A 16819-nucleotide genomic window follows, 5' to 3' on the forward strand; every position below is an offset into this window, starting at 1 on the left:
CGGCGGCCGGGATGTCACCGGCTCGGCCGTCGGGCAGGCAACAAGGCACCACCCCCATCGAGGAGAGGAAGCCGCATGTCCCAGGTTGAGATGCCCACCGTGGACGCCGTCGCCGGCGCCGCGGTTCGGATCCTGGACAGGATCAAGAGCGACACCGAGTTCGGCACGTTCCGGGCGGCGTCGCTGGAGTACTCCGAGGACTGGCAGTGCTTCACCGGGTTCCCGGTCGTCGACCAGTGGTCTCTGGAGAGGGACGCCGCGCCGCTGTTCGAGGAGGGCCTGCGCGCCCTCGCGTTGAAGGCCGCGGTGTTCGAGGCCACCGGCGACGACAAGGCGTCGGAGATCGCGATTGCGGTCCCGGTCGACGAGATGACGCACGCGATGCTCGCGCAGGCGCAGCTGTTCGCGCGGGTCGCGGCGCGCACGGGCGTCGGCATTATCCACCAGACCGACCAGGAGCACACCGACTACCGCGTCGGCGGGTACACCCACGACTGCTACCGCGCGGCGTGGGGTGAGCCGCCGGCCCGGTACTGGCTCGACCACGAGGAGGTCGTCCGGCGCCGCAGCGTGCTCGCCGCCCTGTACGAGAGCATCGGCATGGGCCGGTCCGGCCGGGAGCACAGCATCGACTTCGCCGTCGCCGCGGCCTAGGCGAGCGCGGCGCGCAGTACACCGGTGATGTCGGTGGTGGGGTCCGAGGCGAGCAGGATGTCCGTTGCCTGCCGGATCACGTCGTCGCAGAACTCCGGTGGTGCTGCTTCCAACGCCGCACGCACCCATGCGGGAACCTCGCCGGCCTCTACCGGCGGCGGGGTTTCCCACGGCAGCGGCAGGCCGTCGGTGGCGTACGGGGCGGCGGGCAGCCCTACCCGTTCGGGGTGCACGCACACCGGTACGCCGGCCGCGGTGTATCGGTGGCCGGTCTCCGGGTCGAAGGGGCAGTCCCGGGAGGGCCGCTCGGCCACGTCGAACCGGCCGCCAGCAAGGCGCAGAGAAGGGCACACGCCACACACTGGTCGACCATCCCGTGCGAACGGTTCACCCTGCTCCGTCATCCTCACACCGCCTTCAGCCGCTGGGTGGTTAGCACGGTAGCCGAGTGGGCCGGCTCTTGGGCCGCATGCCGGAACACAGAACCCTGGGCACGCGCCCGCCCGAGCGCGGCCTGCCCACAGTTCCCTGTCCGACGGCCGGCAGGCCACTGAGCCCCGGCCGCTATCCGCGTCGGCGAAAGCACAGCCGCGGGTGCTTCGTCCATCCCGTCACCCTGGAGTGTGAACCTTGCCCAAAGCTGCTGTATATCGCGGTGTCGAAGGCGCCTACCTCGACCTGCTCCGCCTCGCCACGGAGGACTTCGAGCGCCACATCAACGCCCGCGGTAACCCCGCCCGGGAGGTGACCGGGGTCAGCTTCCGGCTGACCAACCCGAGGCAGCGCCTGCCCTTCCTGCGTACGCGCGAGGTCAATCCCGTGGCCCAGGTCGCCGAAGCGCTCTGGCACCTCGCGGGCCGCCGCGACCTGGAAATGATCAACTACTACGCGCCGTCCAGGGGGCTCCGCAGCACCGGCGGTGTCGCCCTCAACGGCTCCGCCTACGGCCTCCCCCTCCTGCCGGACGGAGACAGCAGGGCGCCGTTCGATGACGTCCTGAAGCTGCTGCGTGGCGAGCGAGACAGCCAGCGCGGCTACCTGCCGGTCATCTCAGCGCAGGGAGCCACCGGCCAAGCCCCTCCGGATGTCGCCTGCCTGGCCAGCCTGCACCTGCTGCCCCGAGCGGGTCGCCTGCACATGGTGTGCACCATGCGCGCCACCGACCTGGACCGTGACCTGCCGGCCGACGTCTTCAACTTCACCGTGATCCAGGAGTACGCGGCCGTCCAACTGGGTCTGCGCCTCGGCACCTACACCCATGTGATCGGTGCCGCGCACGTCAGCGACCGTGACGCGGACCGCGTCCGCCGCGTCCTCAACGAGGCGGCGACCGAATGGCAGACCACCTTCCTCTTCCCGGTCATGCCCCAGGACACCACCGCAGGCACCATCAAGCTGGTCCTGGAGCACGAAGAGGCACTGCGCCTGAACGAGATCCGGTACAGCGCGGAACACATCGCGCGCCTGAACCTGCCCCCGTACTGGCAGCAGATCGTGGCGCTCTTCGAGGCGTACCGGCAGATCCGGCACGGCGATCAAGCCGCTGTCGACCCCGGCGTCCTCGACCTGCTCGACCCGGGTATGTGCTGGCTCCTGCGCTGCAAGTGGCCGACCCACACCGGGAACAGCGCGGAAGCCGCGGCGGCCCGGCGAACGCCCAGGACGAGCCGATGAGCGGCGACGGGCTGCGGGGCATGGACCCCGACGCCGTGCAGCTCGGCCTGGTCCACCACATCCTGGCTGAACTGAGTTCCTGCCGTGCCGGTTCGACGCCGGTACGGCAGGGCGAGCGCGCCTGTCCGATCGCCGCCACATGCACCGGCTGATGCCGCTAATTTCGTGGCCGTGGAGCGTCGAACGGCTGTGACGCGAGAGGCTACGGCGAGCACTGTCGGCACACCGAGGAGCAACCGATGAGTTCCGTTCTGACCGTCGACCATCCTGCCTGGCAGGAGTATGAAGACGGCACACGCGCGCGTGCAGTCCGTACTTCTTCCGGTATCTGGGTCTTGTCCCATGACCGGTACGGCCTGCGCATGGACTGCGTGGATGGCACCGAGGACGTCAAGCCGGAGTTCGTCGCCACCGACCCCGCGCACCTGCCGCCCCTCCCTGAAGTCCTTCACGGAGGTCTCGCCGCGCTCGGTGTCACCCAGCGGCTCGCCAACCCGTGGCTGTGGGACGCGATCACCACAGCGATCCTGCGGCAGGTCGTTCGCGCCGACCAGGCCCGCAAGCTGTACCACGCCTGGTGCAGCGCCTACGGCACCACCGTCGAGGGCTCACAAGGTCCGCTCGCCGTAGCGCCCGCGCCGGACGTGATCCTCGGTCTGTCCGACGAAGAGTTCGCCGCCGTCGGGGCGAAGTTCCACCGCACCGCCCTGCTGGCTGCCGCGGAGGAGTACCAGCGGGCCCGCCGCGACTGGGAGTGCCTGGACGCCGGCGCCCTGGCCACCGGGCTCACCCGGATCCCGCGTATCGGCCCCTGGACCGCCGCGGCGGCTGCCGCGGACTACACCGGCGACTTCAGCGTCTACCCGCACGACGACCTGGCCGTGCGCACCTGGGCCGCGAAGATCGCCCCCGACTACCCCTGGCCCGGCAAGAGAGACAAGGCGTTCGGTCCGCTGTGGACCGGATGGGCCGGGGACGACCGCACCGCTCTGCACACCCTCACCATCGCGACCCTCACCTGGGGAGCGCACGCCAGATGAGTTGGAGGACCCATGCAGCAGTTACCCCTGATCGCGGGCGCCGACAGTCGTCACGCGCTGGACGCCCTGTTCATCAACGCGCCGTTGCGTGACTACGAGTTGCGCCCTCGGACCAACGACTACACCCTCCCCGTGCTCGGTATGGCGTACATCGCCACCTATGCACAGCAGCGCGGCTTCAACGTCGGTGTGCTCGACGCCGAAGCGCACGGTCTGAGCATCGGGGCGACGGCCCGGATCATCAACGAGGCCAAGCCGCGCTGGGCCGCCATGAACCTCCTCGCGCCCACCTACGAGATGTCCGCGAGGATCGCTGACCAATTGGAGGCGGGCATCGCGCTGATGGTCGGCGGACACCACGCCAAGGCCATGCCGGACCGGGTCCTCGCCGACCCCCGCATGCGCCACCTGCGCGCCCTGGTCCTCGGTGAAGGGGAACTGCGCGTCGCTGCTCTCCTGGAGGACGAGCAGAGCCGGCGCACGCTGCCGGGTGTCCTGTGGCGTGACCAGTTGCTCGGCACCCGGGCCGCCGGCATCCCGACGGACCCGAAGACCGGCGCGGCAATACTGAGCCCCGACATCAACAGCCTGCCGTACGTGAACCGCGCCTTCCTGCCCCAGGACCCCTACCAGGCCGCGCCGACGGCGACAGACCGCCGCCTGGCCGGCCAAAGGCTCTGGCTCGGAGGGATCAGCCCTCAAGGGCACTGGGAGGCCAACATCGTCGGCAGCCGCGGATGCCCCTACAACTGCACGTTCTGCGGTGCCGCCGTCTCCGCCAACCCCGACATCACGATCCGCGTGCGACGCCCCGAGAACATCATCGGCGAGCTTGACCAGCTGCACGACGAGTACGGCGTGACCGCCTTCCGGTTCGTGGACGACCTGTTCCTTGGCGTGGGCCGGGTCATCGACGAGCAGATGGACGCGTTCACCCGCAACAGGATCGGCGACCGGTACGTGTGGGACGCCACCGGCCGGATCAACGTCCTGGACCGGCTCATCGACGCCGACCTGCACCGTCTTGTCACCAACGGGCTGCGTGAAGTTGCCCTCGGCATCGAGTCCGGCAGCGACCGCATCCTGTCCGCGATGGACAAGCGGATCACCGCGGAGATGACCGAGCGCGTCGCCCGTCGGCTGGTCGCCCACGGCGTCGGTGTGAAGGGGTACTTCATCCTGGGCTTCCCCGGCGAGACCCGCCCCGACCTCGACGCCACCGTGCAGCACATCCGGAACCTGTGGGCCATCTCCGACCAGCACCCGGGTGACGTCCGCGCCAGCGTCTTCGAGTTCCGCCCCTACCCGGGCACGCCCGTATGGCAGGCCCTCACCGACGAGCGCGGTTACGCCCCGGACGACCTCCTCGCCTACGGCGACGTCGACCTCACCCGGGACGGCGCCGACGAGTCCATGCGTCAACGGGACGAGTTCAACTTCTCCGTCGGCATCCAATTCGGTGACGTGCCCCTGTACGAGGTCCGCTCCACGCTCGCCATGCTCACCCGCGAGCAGCACGAGCGGAACCAGGGCGAACTGGGCAAAGCCGCATGACCAGGGGCCGCAAGGGGTTCTTCGTCTCGATCGACGGGCCGAGCGGCGTGGGGAAGTCCACCACCATTCGGGAGTTGCAGGCGCTGCTCGCCGCGCGGAACATCCCTGCCCGGTGGACGGCTGAGCCGCCCCGCGGGGACTTCCTCGGAGACTTCACGCGCGCTCATGGCGGACAGCTTCACGGTCTGGCCCTGGCCTGCCTCGTCGCAGCCACCCGTTACCGGCACGTCGAGACCACCATCGCCCCCGCGCTCAGCCGCGGTGAGCTGCTGGTGTCAGACCGGTACGTCGCGTCGACCCTGGTCCTCCAGCGACTCGACCATGTGCCGATGGACTTCCTGCTCCTGCTCAACGAGCACGCCCCGAAGCCCGACCTTGCGGTGATCCTAACCGCCTCCCCCGGCACCATCGCTGACCGTGTCGCCCGGGCCGGCGTCACGCACCGCTTCCGGGCCGATCCCCAAGCGCCCGCACGGGAAGTCGAGCTGTACCGGAACGCCGCGGACATCCTCGTCGGCCTCAAGTCCAAGGTGCTCGTGATCGACAGCACGGCCCTCCCTCAATCGGAGGTCGCACGCCGAATCGCCGACGCACTACCCACCGTCCCACTACCGTCAGATGCTTCAGCCACCACCCCGACCACTCAGGAACCATGAAGAAACCGGCACAGCCCACCATCGACACCCACGTCCTTCTCCGCGACGGCGACAAGATCCTGCTCTCGCAGAGGGGCGGCCCCTACGGCTACCGCCGATGGCACCTGCCATCCGGCAAGCTCGACCGGGACGAATCTCTCACCGCCGGGGCAGTCCGCGAGCTGTTCGAGGAGACCGGGGTCCAGGCCGCCCCGGAGCACCTGGTGCTCCGGCATGTGGTGCACCACCGGCAGGAGGACGGTTCCGACCGGATCGGCTTCTTCTTCGAGGCCACCGAGTGGGAGGGGGCACCGATCAACAAGGAGCCCGAGAAGTGTCTGGCTCTCCAGTGGTTCGCTGACCATGACCTGCCTGCGGACATCATCGAGTACCCCGCTTCAGGCTTGTACGGCTGCCTCAACCGCTCCAGTGCCCTGACGCTGCACGGCTGGCAGTAGCCGCATGGCGGCATCCGCCCACCGAGGCGTTCCAACGCGCGACGCCTCGGTGGTTCTGGGCGGTCACTCCTCGTCCGGTCAAGCACCGGACCGCGAACAACAGGTCGCACCTGCAAGAGGTCCCGGTCCCCTGGCCTCGTGCCGGAGACCGAACCGCCTGCCGTACACCGAGCGCCCGGCTGTGGCCCTGAACCAGATCGGCGTCCGGCCGGCCTGGAGGAGAACCGGCACTGCCCGGCGCATCGACGACGCCCTTCTCGCCGCACGCGACGAGCCGTACGTCACACTGGTGGTCAATCCGGCCACATGACGCCGCGGCCCCGTCGTGGTCCCACCGCGCCGTCGGCCGGGTTCCTCCCCGGCACAATGAGCCGCATGGCCGTAGACAAGCACGTGACGTTCACACTGCCGCCAGGCGCCACGGGCTTCTTCCGGCCGGGGGACGGGCCGCCCCCGGAAACCGACTGGCGGACGTTCCGGGCGGCGCTGTACGCGGCCGCCCGGGCGGCCGGGGGCCGTGTGGGCGAGACGGAGGAACAGTCGTACCCCCGTACCTTCCACACCGCGGTCATCGAGGGCGCCGACGAGCGCGTCGTGCTGTGCCACGTCCACCACCCGTGGATCGCGTTCGCCACGGAACGCCGGGACTGGTACACCGAGCAGTTCCTCGACCCGCCACCGTGGGCCCGTACCTTCACCGACCTGGGATTCGTCGTGCTCGACCGCGCGCGGCTCACGCTGCCGCTCCGCGCGGTCGACACCGCGGTCCTCACCCCGCGTGACTGGCGCCTGATCCGCTCCTACGGCATCACCACACTGGGCGGAGTGCTCTTCAACGCGTGGGACTGACTGCCGGGCGGGACCCCGTGCCCGACGCCGGGGGGTGAAGGTCGCCACCTCCCAGCTCTGACCGGCGCCGCCGGTGTCGTGGGCGTCGGGCGGATGCCGGTCGTGAACCGGGCGCCCTTCGGCACAGGGGTTCACCCGCGCGGACCGTGCTGCTTCGATGACAGGGTGAACAGGGCGAGGGGAAGCAGCCGGACGGAGACCGGGGCAGGGTGCGACGGGACCGGGGCACGGCGCTCGGCCGGTGCCGCGCGGCGGGCCGAGGGGGAGAGGTGACCGACGCGGAGAACGCCGAGAACGCGGAGAACGAGGAGAACGAGGAGAACGAGGAGAGCGGGGGTGTCCGGGCGCTGCGCGCCTGGGCGACGGCCGCCACGAAGCGGGCGCTGCGGCTGTGCGCGTCCGGCCCCGCCGTCACGGCCGGCCCGCATGTGTACGACAGCTCGGTCGCCGAACTCGAAGAGCTGGTGCGGCTGCTGGCGCACGACGCGGAACTGCGGGCCACGTTGACGGTCCAGCTCGGCTCCGTCCTCACGATGCGGTACCTCGCCCGGGGCGGCCCGGCACCGGACCGGGACCGCGCCCGGCGGTTGCTGCGGGAGGCCCGGGACCCTTCCACGGCGACCGGGGCGGCGACGGACGCGGACGACAGACGGTGGGCCGCGCTGTTCCTGCTGAGCCTGACGATGCCCGCACCACTGGCCGGGGCCGGGGCCGCCCAGGCCGACTTCTCCGCCGCTCTCGACTGGCGCGCGTACGAGGAGCCCGGGGAGATGGCGGCCATCGCGGCCGAGATGCCGGTACTCGTGGCCGAGGCCCTGGAGCTGCCGCTGGCGCCGGAACTGCACGGCCGGCTCCGGCAGGTGAGCACCATGTTCGCCGCTCTCTCGGGGCCCGACGGGCCCGGTGCCCTGCGCCGGTTCGTCGACTCGTTGCCCGACGGCTTCCCCGGGGTGGAGCAGTTGCGGCTGATGGCAGACGGGACGGCGACCGCCGCCGGCCCCGGGCCCACCGTGCGCGTGGACGACCCCGGGCGTCCGGATCCGGCTGCCCCTCCGCGCCCTTCCGGCTCGCGGGAGGGCCGGCCGCCCCGCACGTCGGTCGCGGAGCCCGACGGCCCCGACGCCGTTGCCGCGGACGCCGACGGCCCCGATGCCGTCGCCGCGGATGCCAACGCCCCCGATGCCGTTGCCGCGGATGCCGACGGCCCCGACGCCGCTGCCACGGACGCTGACGACCCCGACGTCGCCGCCGTGGACGCCATGATGCCCTCGTTGTTCGACGCGCTCGAGGCCGTGCGGGGCAATGACCCGGAGGCCGTCAACCGGGCACTGCGACGGCTGCGCGCCGTACACGAACAGCTGCCGCCCGGCCAGGAGGCGAGTGTCTTCGTCGAGAACTTCATGGGCGTACTGCTTCAGTCGGGGGCGGCTGTCGGCGGCAACCTCCGGGACCAGTCCCTCGGCCACGAGTACGTGACGGCGCTGGCCGATCGGATGCAGGCGTTCGCAGCGGAGTCCACGACCGCGGTGACCGCCGAATTCGCGGTCGCGGTCCGCGTCCAGCCCCTGATGAGCCGGATCGACGCGGCCTACAAGGCGGAGGACGCGGCGACGGTGCGAGCCCTCCTCGGCGAGCTGGAGGCGCTCGAGGCGGACACCCCGCCGGACAACGGATGGCGCTTCCAGCTCCTGCTGGCGCTGGCCCAGGGCTGCCTCTGCCTCGGCAACCTCACGAACGACCCGGACCTGCGGTTGCGCGCCGCCGCCTACTACGAACAGAGCGTGGCGGCGGCGGAACACGCACCCGCGATCGTCAGGGAGTCGCTCTCCCGGCACGCGGCCGCCTTCGCTGCCGTACGAGCCCGGGTGACCGGCGATCCCGCCACGCTCCGGCCCGCCACCGCCGTGCCGCCCGACGCTCCGACGCATCAGCGGTGGGACATGGCGCAGTCCTTGATGGTCCGGTACACCCTCACCCGTGACCTGCCGGACCTCGACACCCTCATCACCGAACTGAGGCGGGTCTGCGACGACGTACGGCAGGGCCGGGGGACCCAGTTCGCCGCCAGGGCCCAGTGGATGACGGCGGAGGCGTACCGGGCCCGCTGGCAGCACATGCGGGACCCGGCGGACCAAGCCTCCACCACGGCCACGGCCAAGGAGGCCCTGAACACCCTCGCCGCCGACGTGTTCCTGCAATTGGGTTCGGAAGACGGCGTGTTGACGGCTCGCTCGGGCGCCGCGCGCAGTGTCACAGCGGCCACCTGGGCCGCGTCGCACAACCAGGCGGAGGAGGCCGTGGCGGCCCTGGAGCTGGGCCGCGCCCTCGTGCTGCACGCCGCGTCCACCTCGCGTACCGTGCCCGAACTCCTCGACGCGCGCGGGCAGCGGGAACTCGCCGAAGCGTGGCGGAAGGCCGGCGCGGACGGCACCGGGGAGCCGGACGGGCCCCCCGGCGAACTGCCCAGCACGCTGCGGCGCCGGGTCCTGGAGGCGCTCGGCTACCGGCGGCATGGCCTGTTCCGCACGCCCACGCTGAACGAACTGGCGGACGGTGTAGCCGAGGGCGGAGCGGACGCGCTGGTCTATCTGCTGCCCGGCGAAGGCGACGCACCCGGCGTGGGCATCGTCGTCGGGGCGGACTTCGGCGTCGGCATAGGCGGCCTTCCGCTGCTGTCCGGCACCGGGAGCGGTCCCCTGGAGCGTTACCTCGACGCCGCCGCCGCACGGTCCTCGCGGCTCGGCGAACCGGACGCCGAACGAGCCTGGGAGGAGGCCCTGTCGGCGCTCTGCGACTGGGCGTACCCGGCGGCACTCGACGACATCCTCACGGCCGTCACCCGGCACCTGACCGCCGACGGGGGCCGCCGCGCGGGCCGTTCGGGCCCGCCCAGGATCGTCCTCGTGCCGTGCGGCCGTCTGGGCGTCGTGCCCTGGCACGCCGCGCGCCTGCCCGCGGCGGCGCCCCACGACTACGTCTGCCAGATCGCCGTCATCAGTTACGCGGCGTCGGGCGGCGAGTTCCTGCGCACGGTGAAGCGCACTCGCCCGGACCCGGCCGGCGCCGCGGTCCTGATCGCCGATCCCCGGCAGGAGCTGACCCACGCCGAACGGGAGGCCACTGCGCTCCGCGAGGCGTTCTACCCGCAGGCACGCCTGTACGGCGAGTTCTACGATCCACCCGTCGAGCCGGTGGCGGCCGGCACCCCGGACGAGGTCCTCGCGCTCCTCTCCGAGACCCCCTCGCTGCTGCACGTGGCCTCGCACGGCTCCGCGGGGGTGCGGCCGACGGCGTCGGCGCTGCATCTGGCCTTCCCGGACGGCGCCGACACGCTGCCGGCCGAGGAGGGCGGCCCCGGAGCCGAACCGGACCTGGGCATGCTGACCGTGACCCGGCTCCTCGACCGGCCCTGGCACGAAAGCCCCTCCACGCAGGGGCCGTTGGTGGTCCTGAGCGCCTGCGAGACCGACCTCAGCACCCGTGACCACGACGAGGCCCTGACCCTGACGACGGCGTTCGTCTCGGGTGGGGCCCGCAATGTGGTGGGGTCGCGGTGGACGGCCCAGGACGGCGCCTCGGCGTTGATGATGGCGGTGTTCCACCACTACCTGACCGTAGAGGGACAGGCACCGGCGGACGCGCTCAGGGCGGCGCAGCTGTGGATGCTCGACCCGCGCCGGGAGGACCCGGGCTCGCTGACCGGCGAACTGCTGCGCGAGATCCGACGCCCGGGCCTCGAACGGCTGCCGGTCTGGGCGGCGTTCATCCACCAGGGACACCCGGGACCGGCCCGCACGGCCCCCACGACGGCCCGACCCGCCCCCACCGGACGACCCGGGTGACCCACACGGGCCGCGCAGCCCCGTCGACGGTCAGTCCGCCGAGGCCGACGGGTGGGTGTGCGCGGCCTGGAGGAGTCTGACCGCGCCGCGGACCGCCGCGGTGTGCGGGGCGGGGACCGTGCGCAGGGTGGTCGGGAGGCGGGTGGCGAGCCGGTGCCGGATGTCCGGGCGCAGGGCGCCTCCGCCGGCCAGCAGGATGTCGCGGCGCAGGGCGTCGGCGGTGAGGGAGGTGTGGTCCTGGTGGAGCATCGCGGTCAGCATCCGGGCGACGGCCTCGGCGATCTGCCCCGGGGTGGTCGTGTCGTCCAGGTCGCTGGTGCCCAGGGCGGTCCGGCGCGCGTCGGTGACGGCGCCGTCGCTCAGCAGCACCACCTCCGTGAGGTGGGCGCCGACGTCCACCACCAGCAGCGGCCGGGAGAGGTCCGCGCCGGCGGCCAGGGCGATGCCCCGGGCGCTGGGCACGGTCAGGACGCTGCGGGGCCGCAGCACGTCGACCGCGGCGCGGGCCTGGGTGCGGTAGGCGAGCCCGTCCAGGACCGGAGCCGTGACGATGACCATGGGGCGTACGAGTCGGGGCAGGCGGTCCGCGAGCAGGCGCCGCAGCATCCGGGCGCAGCCGGGGGTGTCGATGATCGTGCCGCGCTGGATGGGATGGACCGCGCCGGTGCCGGGGATGGTCACGGTGGGCACGTCGACGACCACGCCGCGGCCGGCGATCCAGACACGGGTGCGGGCGCTGCCCATGTCCAGGGCGATGCCGCAGCAGTGCCGGCACAGCGGCCAGGGCCGGTGCCGGGAGGGAACGGCGTACGGGTGGCGCGCGTCGGTCACGGGGCGGCCTCCTTGGCCTGCTGGCAGCGGGCGCAGTAGCGGGCCTGCGGCACGATCGTCAGGCGCTCCGGGTCCACGGGGCGCCGGCACAGGTGGCAGATGCCGTAGGAACCCTCGTCCATGCGCCCGAGGGCCGCTTCGACGTCGGTGAGGACCATGCGGGCGGACGCGGCGAGCTTGACACTGACTTCGACCTGCGCGGCGCACTGCCGGGCCGGCCGTTCCCCGGCCCGGGACGCCGGCGGTCCGGTCAGCCGGCGCAACTGCTCCTGGCGGAACAGGCGCTGCTCGTTCAGGTTCTCCCGCAGTGCGGCCAGGTCCTCGGCCGACAGGGCGGTCGTGTGCCCGCCGATGGTCTGGTGGTTCACCTTGTCACCCCTCGTCATGGCGCGGCGATGAAGCCGTGTGCGTACGGACCGCGGTCAGGCGGCGCGGAGCCGGCAGGCGACGCAGTGACGGGTGTACGGGAGGATCTCCAGCCGTTCCGCGGGGATCGGCTTGGCGCAGGCCAGGCAGGTGCCGTAGGTGCCCTCCTCGAGGCGGGCGAAGGCTTCCGCGATCTCCTCGAGGATCTGCCGCACGGCGGTCTTCTGTTCGGCCAGCAGGGGATCGTCCGTGCTCCGGCCGGTCTCGTCGAGCGCCTTCAGCTGAGCCAGCCGGGAGGTGTGGGCGTGCTCCAGGCGCCGGCGCGCCTCGTGCGGGTGGAGACCGGCCCCGGCCCTGGTGACATCGAGCGACATGGTTGCTTCCCTTCTCAACGCCTTGTGCACGACGGGTGTGACGGGGCGGGCGGCCCGGTGGCGCGTCCGGACCGCCCGCCGACGGGGGGTGCCCTCCACCCTGGCCGGTCCGGCGGCGCCCGGCTATCGGGCGCGGACCCCATTCGCGCGGGGGCGAGAGATCCATATTCGCGCGGGGGCGAGAGCTCCATACGATCCGTACGGCGCTGCCGTGGGCCGTTGTGACCAGGGGAAATGAGGTCTGGGCCCCATGGACGGCGGGCGCGGGCAGGGGCAGCCTGGTCGCAGGCCCACCGAAGCGCTCCGGCACCATGGACCCCGATGGCGGTGCCGCGGTGCCTGACTGTGGAGGCGAACCGATGGCGTGGTGAAGGGGAGGCGCGAGCCGGTGTCGTTGTTCTGGCGGATCTTCGCCCTGAACGCCGTGGTGCTGGGTACGGCCACGGCACTGCTGCTGTGGGCACCGGTGACCGTGTCGGTGCCGGTGGTGCTCACCGAGGCGGTCATCCTGGTCGGCGGCCTGGTGGTCATGCTGGTGGCCAACGCCGTACTGCTGCGGCTGGGCCTCGCCCCGCTGGACCGCCTGACGAAGCTGATGGCCACCGTGGACCTGCTGCGCCCGGGCCAGCGCCTGGCCGCCCAGGGGGGCGGCGAGGTCGCCGAGGTGATCCGTACGTTCAACGCCATGCTGGACCGGCTGGAACAGGAGCGGGCCGCCAGCAGCGCCCGGGTGCTGCTGGCCCAGGAGGGCGAGCGCCGCCGTATCGCGCAGGAACTGCACGACGAGGTCGGACAGAGCATGACCGCGATCCTGCTGGGGCTGAAACGGGCCGCGGACGACGCCCCCGAACCGCTGGGCAAGGAGTTGCGGGAGGTGCGGGAGATCACCCGGGAGAGCCTGGACGAGGTACGACGCCTGGTGCGCCGGCTGCGTCCCGGCGTCCTGGACGACCTGGGGCTGGTCAGCGCGCTGACCTCGCTCACCGAGGGCATCGCCACCCACACCGGGATGCGGGTCAGCCGCCGTTTCGACGCCGAACTGCCCGCCCTGGACCCGGAGACCGAGCTGGTCCTCTACCGCGTCGCGCAGGAGTCGCTGACCAACGCCGCCCGTCACGCGGACGCGGAACGGGTCACCGTCGCCCTGCGGAACACCGACGACCACGTGGTGCTGGCCGTCACCGACGACGGCTGCGGCATCGCGGCCCCGAGGGAGGGCGCCGGCATCCGCGGCATGCGCGAACGGGCCCTGCTCATCGGCGGCAGCCTGGAGATCACTCCGGCCGCCCGCGCCGGCACCCGGGTCACGCTCACCGCGCCCGTCTCCAGGAAGCAGCCCTGACCATGCCCGACCACCCCACCACGACCACCGGCTTCGACTCCGGCACCGGCACGAGGACGATCCGCATCCTGCTCGCCGACGACCACGCGCTGGTCCGCCGCGGTGTGCGGCTCATCCTCGACCAGGAGCCGGACCTCGAAGTGGTCGCCGAGGCCGGTGACGGTGCCGAGGCCGTCGAACTGGCCCGCACCCACGACGTCGACCTCGCCGTGCTCGACATCGCCATGCCCCGGCTGACCGGCCTCCAGGCCGCCCGCGAACTGGCCGCGATCAAGCCGGCGCTGCGCATCCTGATGCTCACCATGCACGACAACGAGCAGTACTTCTTCCAGGCCCTCAAGGCGGGGGCCTGCGGGTACGTCCTGAAGTCCGTCGCCGACCAGGACCTGGTCGCCGCCTGCCGGGCCGCGATGCGCAACGAGCCCTTCCTCTACCCCGGCGCGGTCACCGCGCTGATCCGCAACTACCTCGCCCGCGTCCGCCACGGCGAGGAGACCCCCGACCGGATCCTCACCCCTCGCGAGGAGGAGGTCCTCAAGCTCGTCGCCGAGGGGCACTCCTCCAAGGAGATCGCCGAACTGCTGTTCATCAGCGTCAAGACCGTCCAGCGGCACCGGGCGAACCTCCTCCAGAAGCTCGGCCTGCGCGACCGCCTGGAACTCACCCGCTACGCCATCCGGGCCGGCCTGATCGAGCCCTGACCGTCCGCCCGACCCGACAGCAGAAGGCCGGCAGAAAGGCCGGCGGAAGAAGGGGCCGGAGGGACGAGTCCCCCTGCGCGTCATCCGATGCGCTCCTGGGTGTTACCTGTGAGTAATCCCGGATGGTTTGATGTGCGGCGCCACTCAGCCCCTTCATCGCACAGGGAGAACCAGTGACGCCCTTCGCATCGCGCCGCGCCCTCGCCGCGGCCGTGCTAGCCCTCGCCCTGCCCGCGGCGGCGCTCGCCGGTCAGGCTCCGGCCTCGGCCGCCGAACCGGCACCGGCGCTCAAGGTCCTGACGTACAACGTCTTCCTCATGAGCAAGAACCTGTACCCCAACTGGGGACAGGACCACCGGGCCGCGGAGATACCGAAGGCGTCCTTCTTCCAGGGCAACGACGTGGTGGTGCTCCAGGAGGCGTTCGACAACTCCGCCTCGGACGCGCTGAAGCGCGCGGCGGCGGCCCAGTACCCGTACCAGACACCGGTGGTGGGACGCGGCCGGGACGGCTGGGACGCGACCGGCGGGGCGTACTCCGCCACCACGCCCGAGGACGGCGGGGTCACCGTGCTGAGCAAGTGGCCGGTGCTGCGCAAGGAGCAGTACGTCTACCAGGACGCGTGCGGCTCCGACTCGTGGTCCAACAAGGGCTTCGCGTATGTGGTGCTGAACGTCGGCGGCGCCCGGGTGCACGTCATCGGCACGCACACGCAGTCCACGGACTCCGGATGCGGGGCGGGCGAGGCGGTGCGGGACCGCAGCCGGCAGTTCAAGGCGATCGACGCCTTCCTAGACGCCAAGCGCATCCCCGCGGACGAGGAGGTCCTGGTCGCGGGCGACCTCAACGTCGACTCGCGCGGCGCCGAGTACGCCTCGATGCTCGCCGACGCGGACCTGGCCGCGGCGGACGCGCGCACCGGGCACCCGTACTCGTTCGACACCCAGGAGAACTCCATCGCCCACGACCGCTATCCGGGCGACCCGCGCGAGGACCTGGACCACGTCCTCGCCCGCGCGGGGAACGCCCGCCCGGCACGCTGGCGCAACGAGGTCGTCGAGGAGCGGTCGGCTCCCTGGACCGTGAGCAGCTGGGGCACGTCGTACACGTACACCGACCTCTCCGATCACTATCCGGTGCGGGCGTACGCGGGTTGACGCGGCGCGCGCGGGCCGGTCCCCGGACACCGGGGCCGGTTCGCGCCACCGGGGCCGCCGCGGGGCGACGCGCCCCCGGGGGCACGACCGGTGTCAAAGGTGTCAGAGGGGCTTGCGCGGGGTCCGGGGCACGGGTGCCGTCGTGTGAATCTGTTGCCCATGTCGATCATCGCAACCACCGTGGTGCTGCTCATAGCCGCTCTGCACGTCTGCATCCTGGTCCTGGAGATGTTCCTGTGGACCGGCCCGAGGGCCCGGGCCGCCTTCGGGACCAGCGCCGGGTTCGCCGCCGAGACGAAGGCGCTCGCCGCCAACCAGGGGCTGTACAACGGTTTTCTCGCCGCCGGGCTGGTGTGGGGCGCGGTGGCGTCCGACCCGGTGGGCTTCCAGGCGAAGGTGTTCTTCCTGGCGTGCGTGGCCGTGGCCGGCGCGTACGGTGCCGCCACCTCCAGCCGGAAGATCCTCTTCGTGCAGACCGTTCCGGCACTGATCGGTCTGGTGCTGGTACTGGCTGCCCGCTGAGCGGGCGAAGTCCGGTGACGACAACCCGTGACAACAGCCCCGTGATGACAACGCCACCACCGGAGCCGTCCGGTGCTTGGACGGCGTGTCCCAAGGTCTCACGGATTCGCGTGATGTCACGGCCTGATCCGGACTGGCACAGTGTGTCTGAAAAAGTACTGGTGAAGGGCGGAAATTTTTTATGTCACCGGACTCGTCAACCCTCGGCCCCGCGCTCCCGGACATCCTCCACACCACGGACTCGGTGCCCGCCCGGCACCGACGGGCCTACTGGCGCGAGGCGCTGTCCCAGGCGTCCTGGGCGGACCGGGGGGTGCCCGACGAGGTGGGGCGCGGTGCGGTCGCGGCGTGGATGCTGGGCCCGCTCCGGGCCGTCGCGGTGGAGGGCGATCCGTTGCGGGCGGTGCGGACCCGGCGGCTGATCGCGGCCAGCGACAACGAGGATTTCGTGGTCGTGAAGCTGCTGAGCAGGGGCGTCGCACGGATCGAGCAGGACGGCCGGGACGCGGTCCTGGAGCCGGGGCAGCTCTTCGTCTACGACATGGCGCGGCCCGTCCAGCTGACCTTCCCCGAGCGGTTCCGGACGAAGTCCCTGGTGCTGCCGCGCGAGGTGCTGGGCCTGAGCGAGTCCGACCTCCAGCGGATCACGGCCGTGCCGCTCGGCTCGGAGTCGGCGCTCGGGGCGCTGCTGACACCGTTCCTGTCCCGGCTGGTCGACACGGCGTCGACGTATCCGCAGCGCACCGGCGAGTCGATCGCCCGGAACGTGGTGGACCTGGTGCAGACCCTGGCCGAGGAGCGTCTGGGCCGGAGCGCCCCG

The 16819-nt window shown here is 71.9% G+C and carries 17 protein-coding genes and 2 pseudogenes; 15 read left to right on the forward strand and 4 right to left on the reverse strand.

The window, feature by feature from the left end; genetic code table 11:
• Positions 1-75 precede the first annotated feature (75 nt).
• Positions 76-654, forward strand: coding sequence for a hypothetical protein (locus tag IF37_RS45915; RefSeq protein ID WP_030745719.1), 579 nt, complete (start codon positions 76-78; stop codon positions 652-654).
• On the opposite strand, the gene IF37_RS0123355 is transcribed toward IF37_RS45915, so the two are convergent.
• Positions 651-1007 (reverse strand): hypothetical protein, encoded by a 357-nt coding sequence (locus tag IF37_RS0123355; RefSeq protein ID WP_253915824.1) that lies wholly within the window; start codon positions 1005-1007, stop codon positions 651-653. The genes IF37_RS45915 and IF37_RS0123355 overlap by 4 nt on opposite strands.
• 277 nt (positions 1008-1284) lie before the next feature.
• On the opposite strand from IF37_RS0123355, the gene IF37_RS39615 reads away from it, so the two are divergent.
• The 9 genes and pseudogenes from IF37_RS39615 (at position 1285) to IF37_RS46405 (ending at position 10706) form a co-directional block, all read left to right on the forward strand.
• Complete coding sequence (locus IF37_RS39615; RefSeq protein ID WP_052845317.1) at positions 1285-2328, forward strand: thymidylate synthase; 1044 nt, start codon at positions 1285-1287, stop codon at positions 2326-2328.
• Positions 2325-2480, forward strand: coding sequence for a hypothetical protein (locus IF37_RS44540; RefSeq protein WP_158727374.1), 156 nt, complete (start codon positions 2325-2327; stop codon positions 2478-2480). The genes IF37_RS39615 and IF37_RS44540 overlap by 4 nt, the downstream gene beginning before the upstream one ends.
• Positions 2481-2690: 210 nt before the next feature.
• Positions 2691-3368 (forward strand): hypothetical protein, encoded by a 678-nt coding sequence (locus IF37_RS0123370; protein ID WP_253915825.1) that lies wholly within the window; start codon positions 2691-2693, stop codon positions 3366-3368.
• A 12-nt stretch (positions 3369-3380) separates the two neighbouring features.
• Positions 3381-4922: a radical SAM protein gene (locus IF37_RS0123375; protein ID WP_030745730.1), complete on the forward strand. Its 1542-nt coding sequence runs from the start codon at positions 3381-3383 to the stop codon at positions 4920-4922.
• Positions 4919-5578, forward strand: a complete 660-nt coding sequence (locus tag IF37_RS0123380) for a thymidylate kinase (protein ID WP_037856924.1) — start codon at positions 4919-4921, stop codon at positions 5576-5578. Before IF37_RS0123375 ends, IF37_RS0123380 begins: the two co-directional genes overlap by 4 nt.
• Complete coding sequence (locus IF37_RS0123385) at positions 5575-6015, forward strand: NUDIX domain-containing protein (RefSeq protein ID WP_030745734.1); 441 nt, start codon at positions 5575-5577, stop codon at positions 6013-6015. Before IF37_RS0123380 ends, IF37_RS0123385 begins: the two co-directional genes overlap by 4 nt.
• Before the next feature lie 163 nt (positions 6016-6178).
• Positions 6179-6319 (forward strand): annotated as a pseudogene (locus IF37_RS42395) (GNAT family N-acetyltransferase); the annotation flags it as partial.
• A 71-nt stretch (positions 6320-6390) separates the two neighbouring features.
• Positions 6391-6864 carry a hypothetical protein gene (locus IF37_RS0123395; protein ID WP_037856925.1) on the forward strand — a complete coding sequence of 158 codons (474 nt, stop codon included), beginning with the start codon at positions 6391-6393 and terminating at the stop codon, positions 6862-6864.
• Positions 6865-7133: 269 nt separating this feature from the next.
• Complete coding sequence (locus IF37_RS46405; protein ID WP_052845318.1) at positions 7134-10706, forward strand: CHAT domain-containing protein; 3573 nt, start codon at positions 7134-7136, stop codon at positions 10704-10706.
• A 30-nt stretch (positions 10707-10736) separates the two neighbouring features.
• On the opposite strand, the gene IF37_RS0123405 is transcribed toward IF37_RS46405, so the two are convergent.
• The 3 genes from IF37_RS0123405 to IF37_RS0123415 are packed head-to-tail and all read right to left on the reverse strand — an operon-like array spanning position 10737 to position 12277.
• Positions 10737-11537 (reverse strand): rod shape-determining protein, encoded by an 801-nt coding sequence (locus IF37_RS0123405; protein ID WP_030745741.1) that lies wholly within the window; start codon positions 11535-11537, stop codon positions 10737-10739.
• Positions 11534-11923, reverse strand: coding sequence for a TraR/DksA C4-type zinc finger protein (locus IF37_RS0123410; RefSeq protein ID WP_030745743.1), 390 nt, complete (start codon positions 11921-11923; stop codon positions 11534-11536). The genes IF37_RS0123405 and IF37_RS0123410 overlap by 4 nt, the downstream gene beginning before the upstream one ends.
• Before the next feature lie 36 nt (positions 11924-11959).
• Positions 11960-12277 (reverse strand): TraR/DksA C4-type zinc finger protein, encoded by a 318-nt coding sequence (locus IF37_RS0123415; protein WP_030745745.1) that lies wholly within the window; start codon positions 12275-12277, stop codon positions 11960-11962.
• A gap of 388 nt (positions 12278-12665) precedes the next feature.
• Here IF37_RS0123415 and IF37_RS0123420 point away from each other — a divergent pair, with 388 nt between their 5' ends.
• The 5 genes and pseudogenes from IF37_RS0123420 to IF37_RS0123440 all read left to right on the forward strand — a co-directional run.
• Positions 12666-13619, forward strand: coding sequence for a sensor histidine kinase (locus IF37_RS0123420; RefSeq protein WP_030745748.1), 954 nt, complete (start codon positions 12666-12668; stop codon positions 13617-13619).
• Between the two features lie 2 nt (positions 13620-13621).
• Positions 13622-14320: a response regulator transcription factor gene (locus IF37_RS0123425; RefSeq protein WP_030745751.1), complete on the forward strand. Its 699-nt coding sequence runs from the start codon at positions 13622-13624 to the stop codon at positions 14318-14320.
• A 173-nt stretch (positions 14321-14493) separates the two neighbouring features.
• On the forward strand, positions 14494-15477 hold the full coding sequence (gene sph, locus IF37_RS0123430; protein ID WP_030745754.1) for a sphingomyelin phosphodiesterase: 984 nt from the start codon (positions 14494-14496) through the stop codon (positions 15475-15477).
• A 159-nt stretch (positions 15478-15636) separates the two neighbouring features.
• Positions 15637-15999 (forward strand): DUF1304 domain-containing protein, encoded by a 363-nt coding sequence (locus IF37_RS0123435; RefSeq protein WP_030745757.1) that lies wholly within the window; start codon positions 15637-15639, stop codon positions 15997-15999.
• A 181-nt stretch (positions 16000-16180) separates the two neighbouring features.
• Positions 16181-16819 (forward strand): annotated as a pseudogene (locus tag IF37_RS0123440) (AraC family transcriptional regulator); the annotation flags it as partial.

Origin of the sequence: Streptomyces sp. NRRL S-31, from assembly GCF_000718775.1 — a bacterium.
GTDB lineage: Bacteria > Actinomycetota > Actinomycetes > Streptomycetales > Streptomycetaceae > Streptomyces.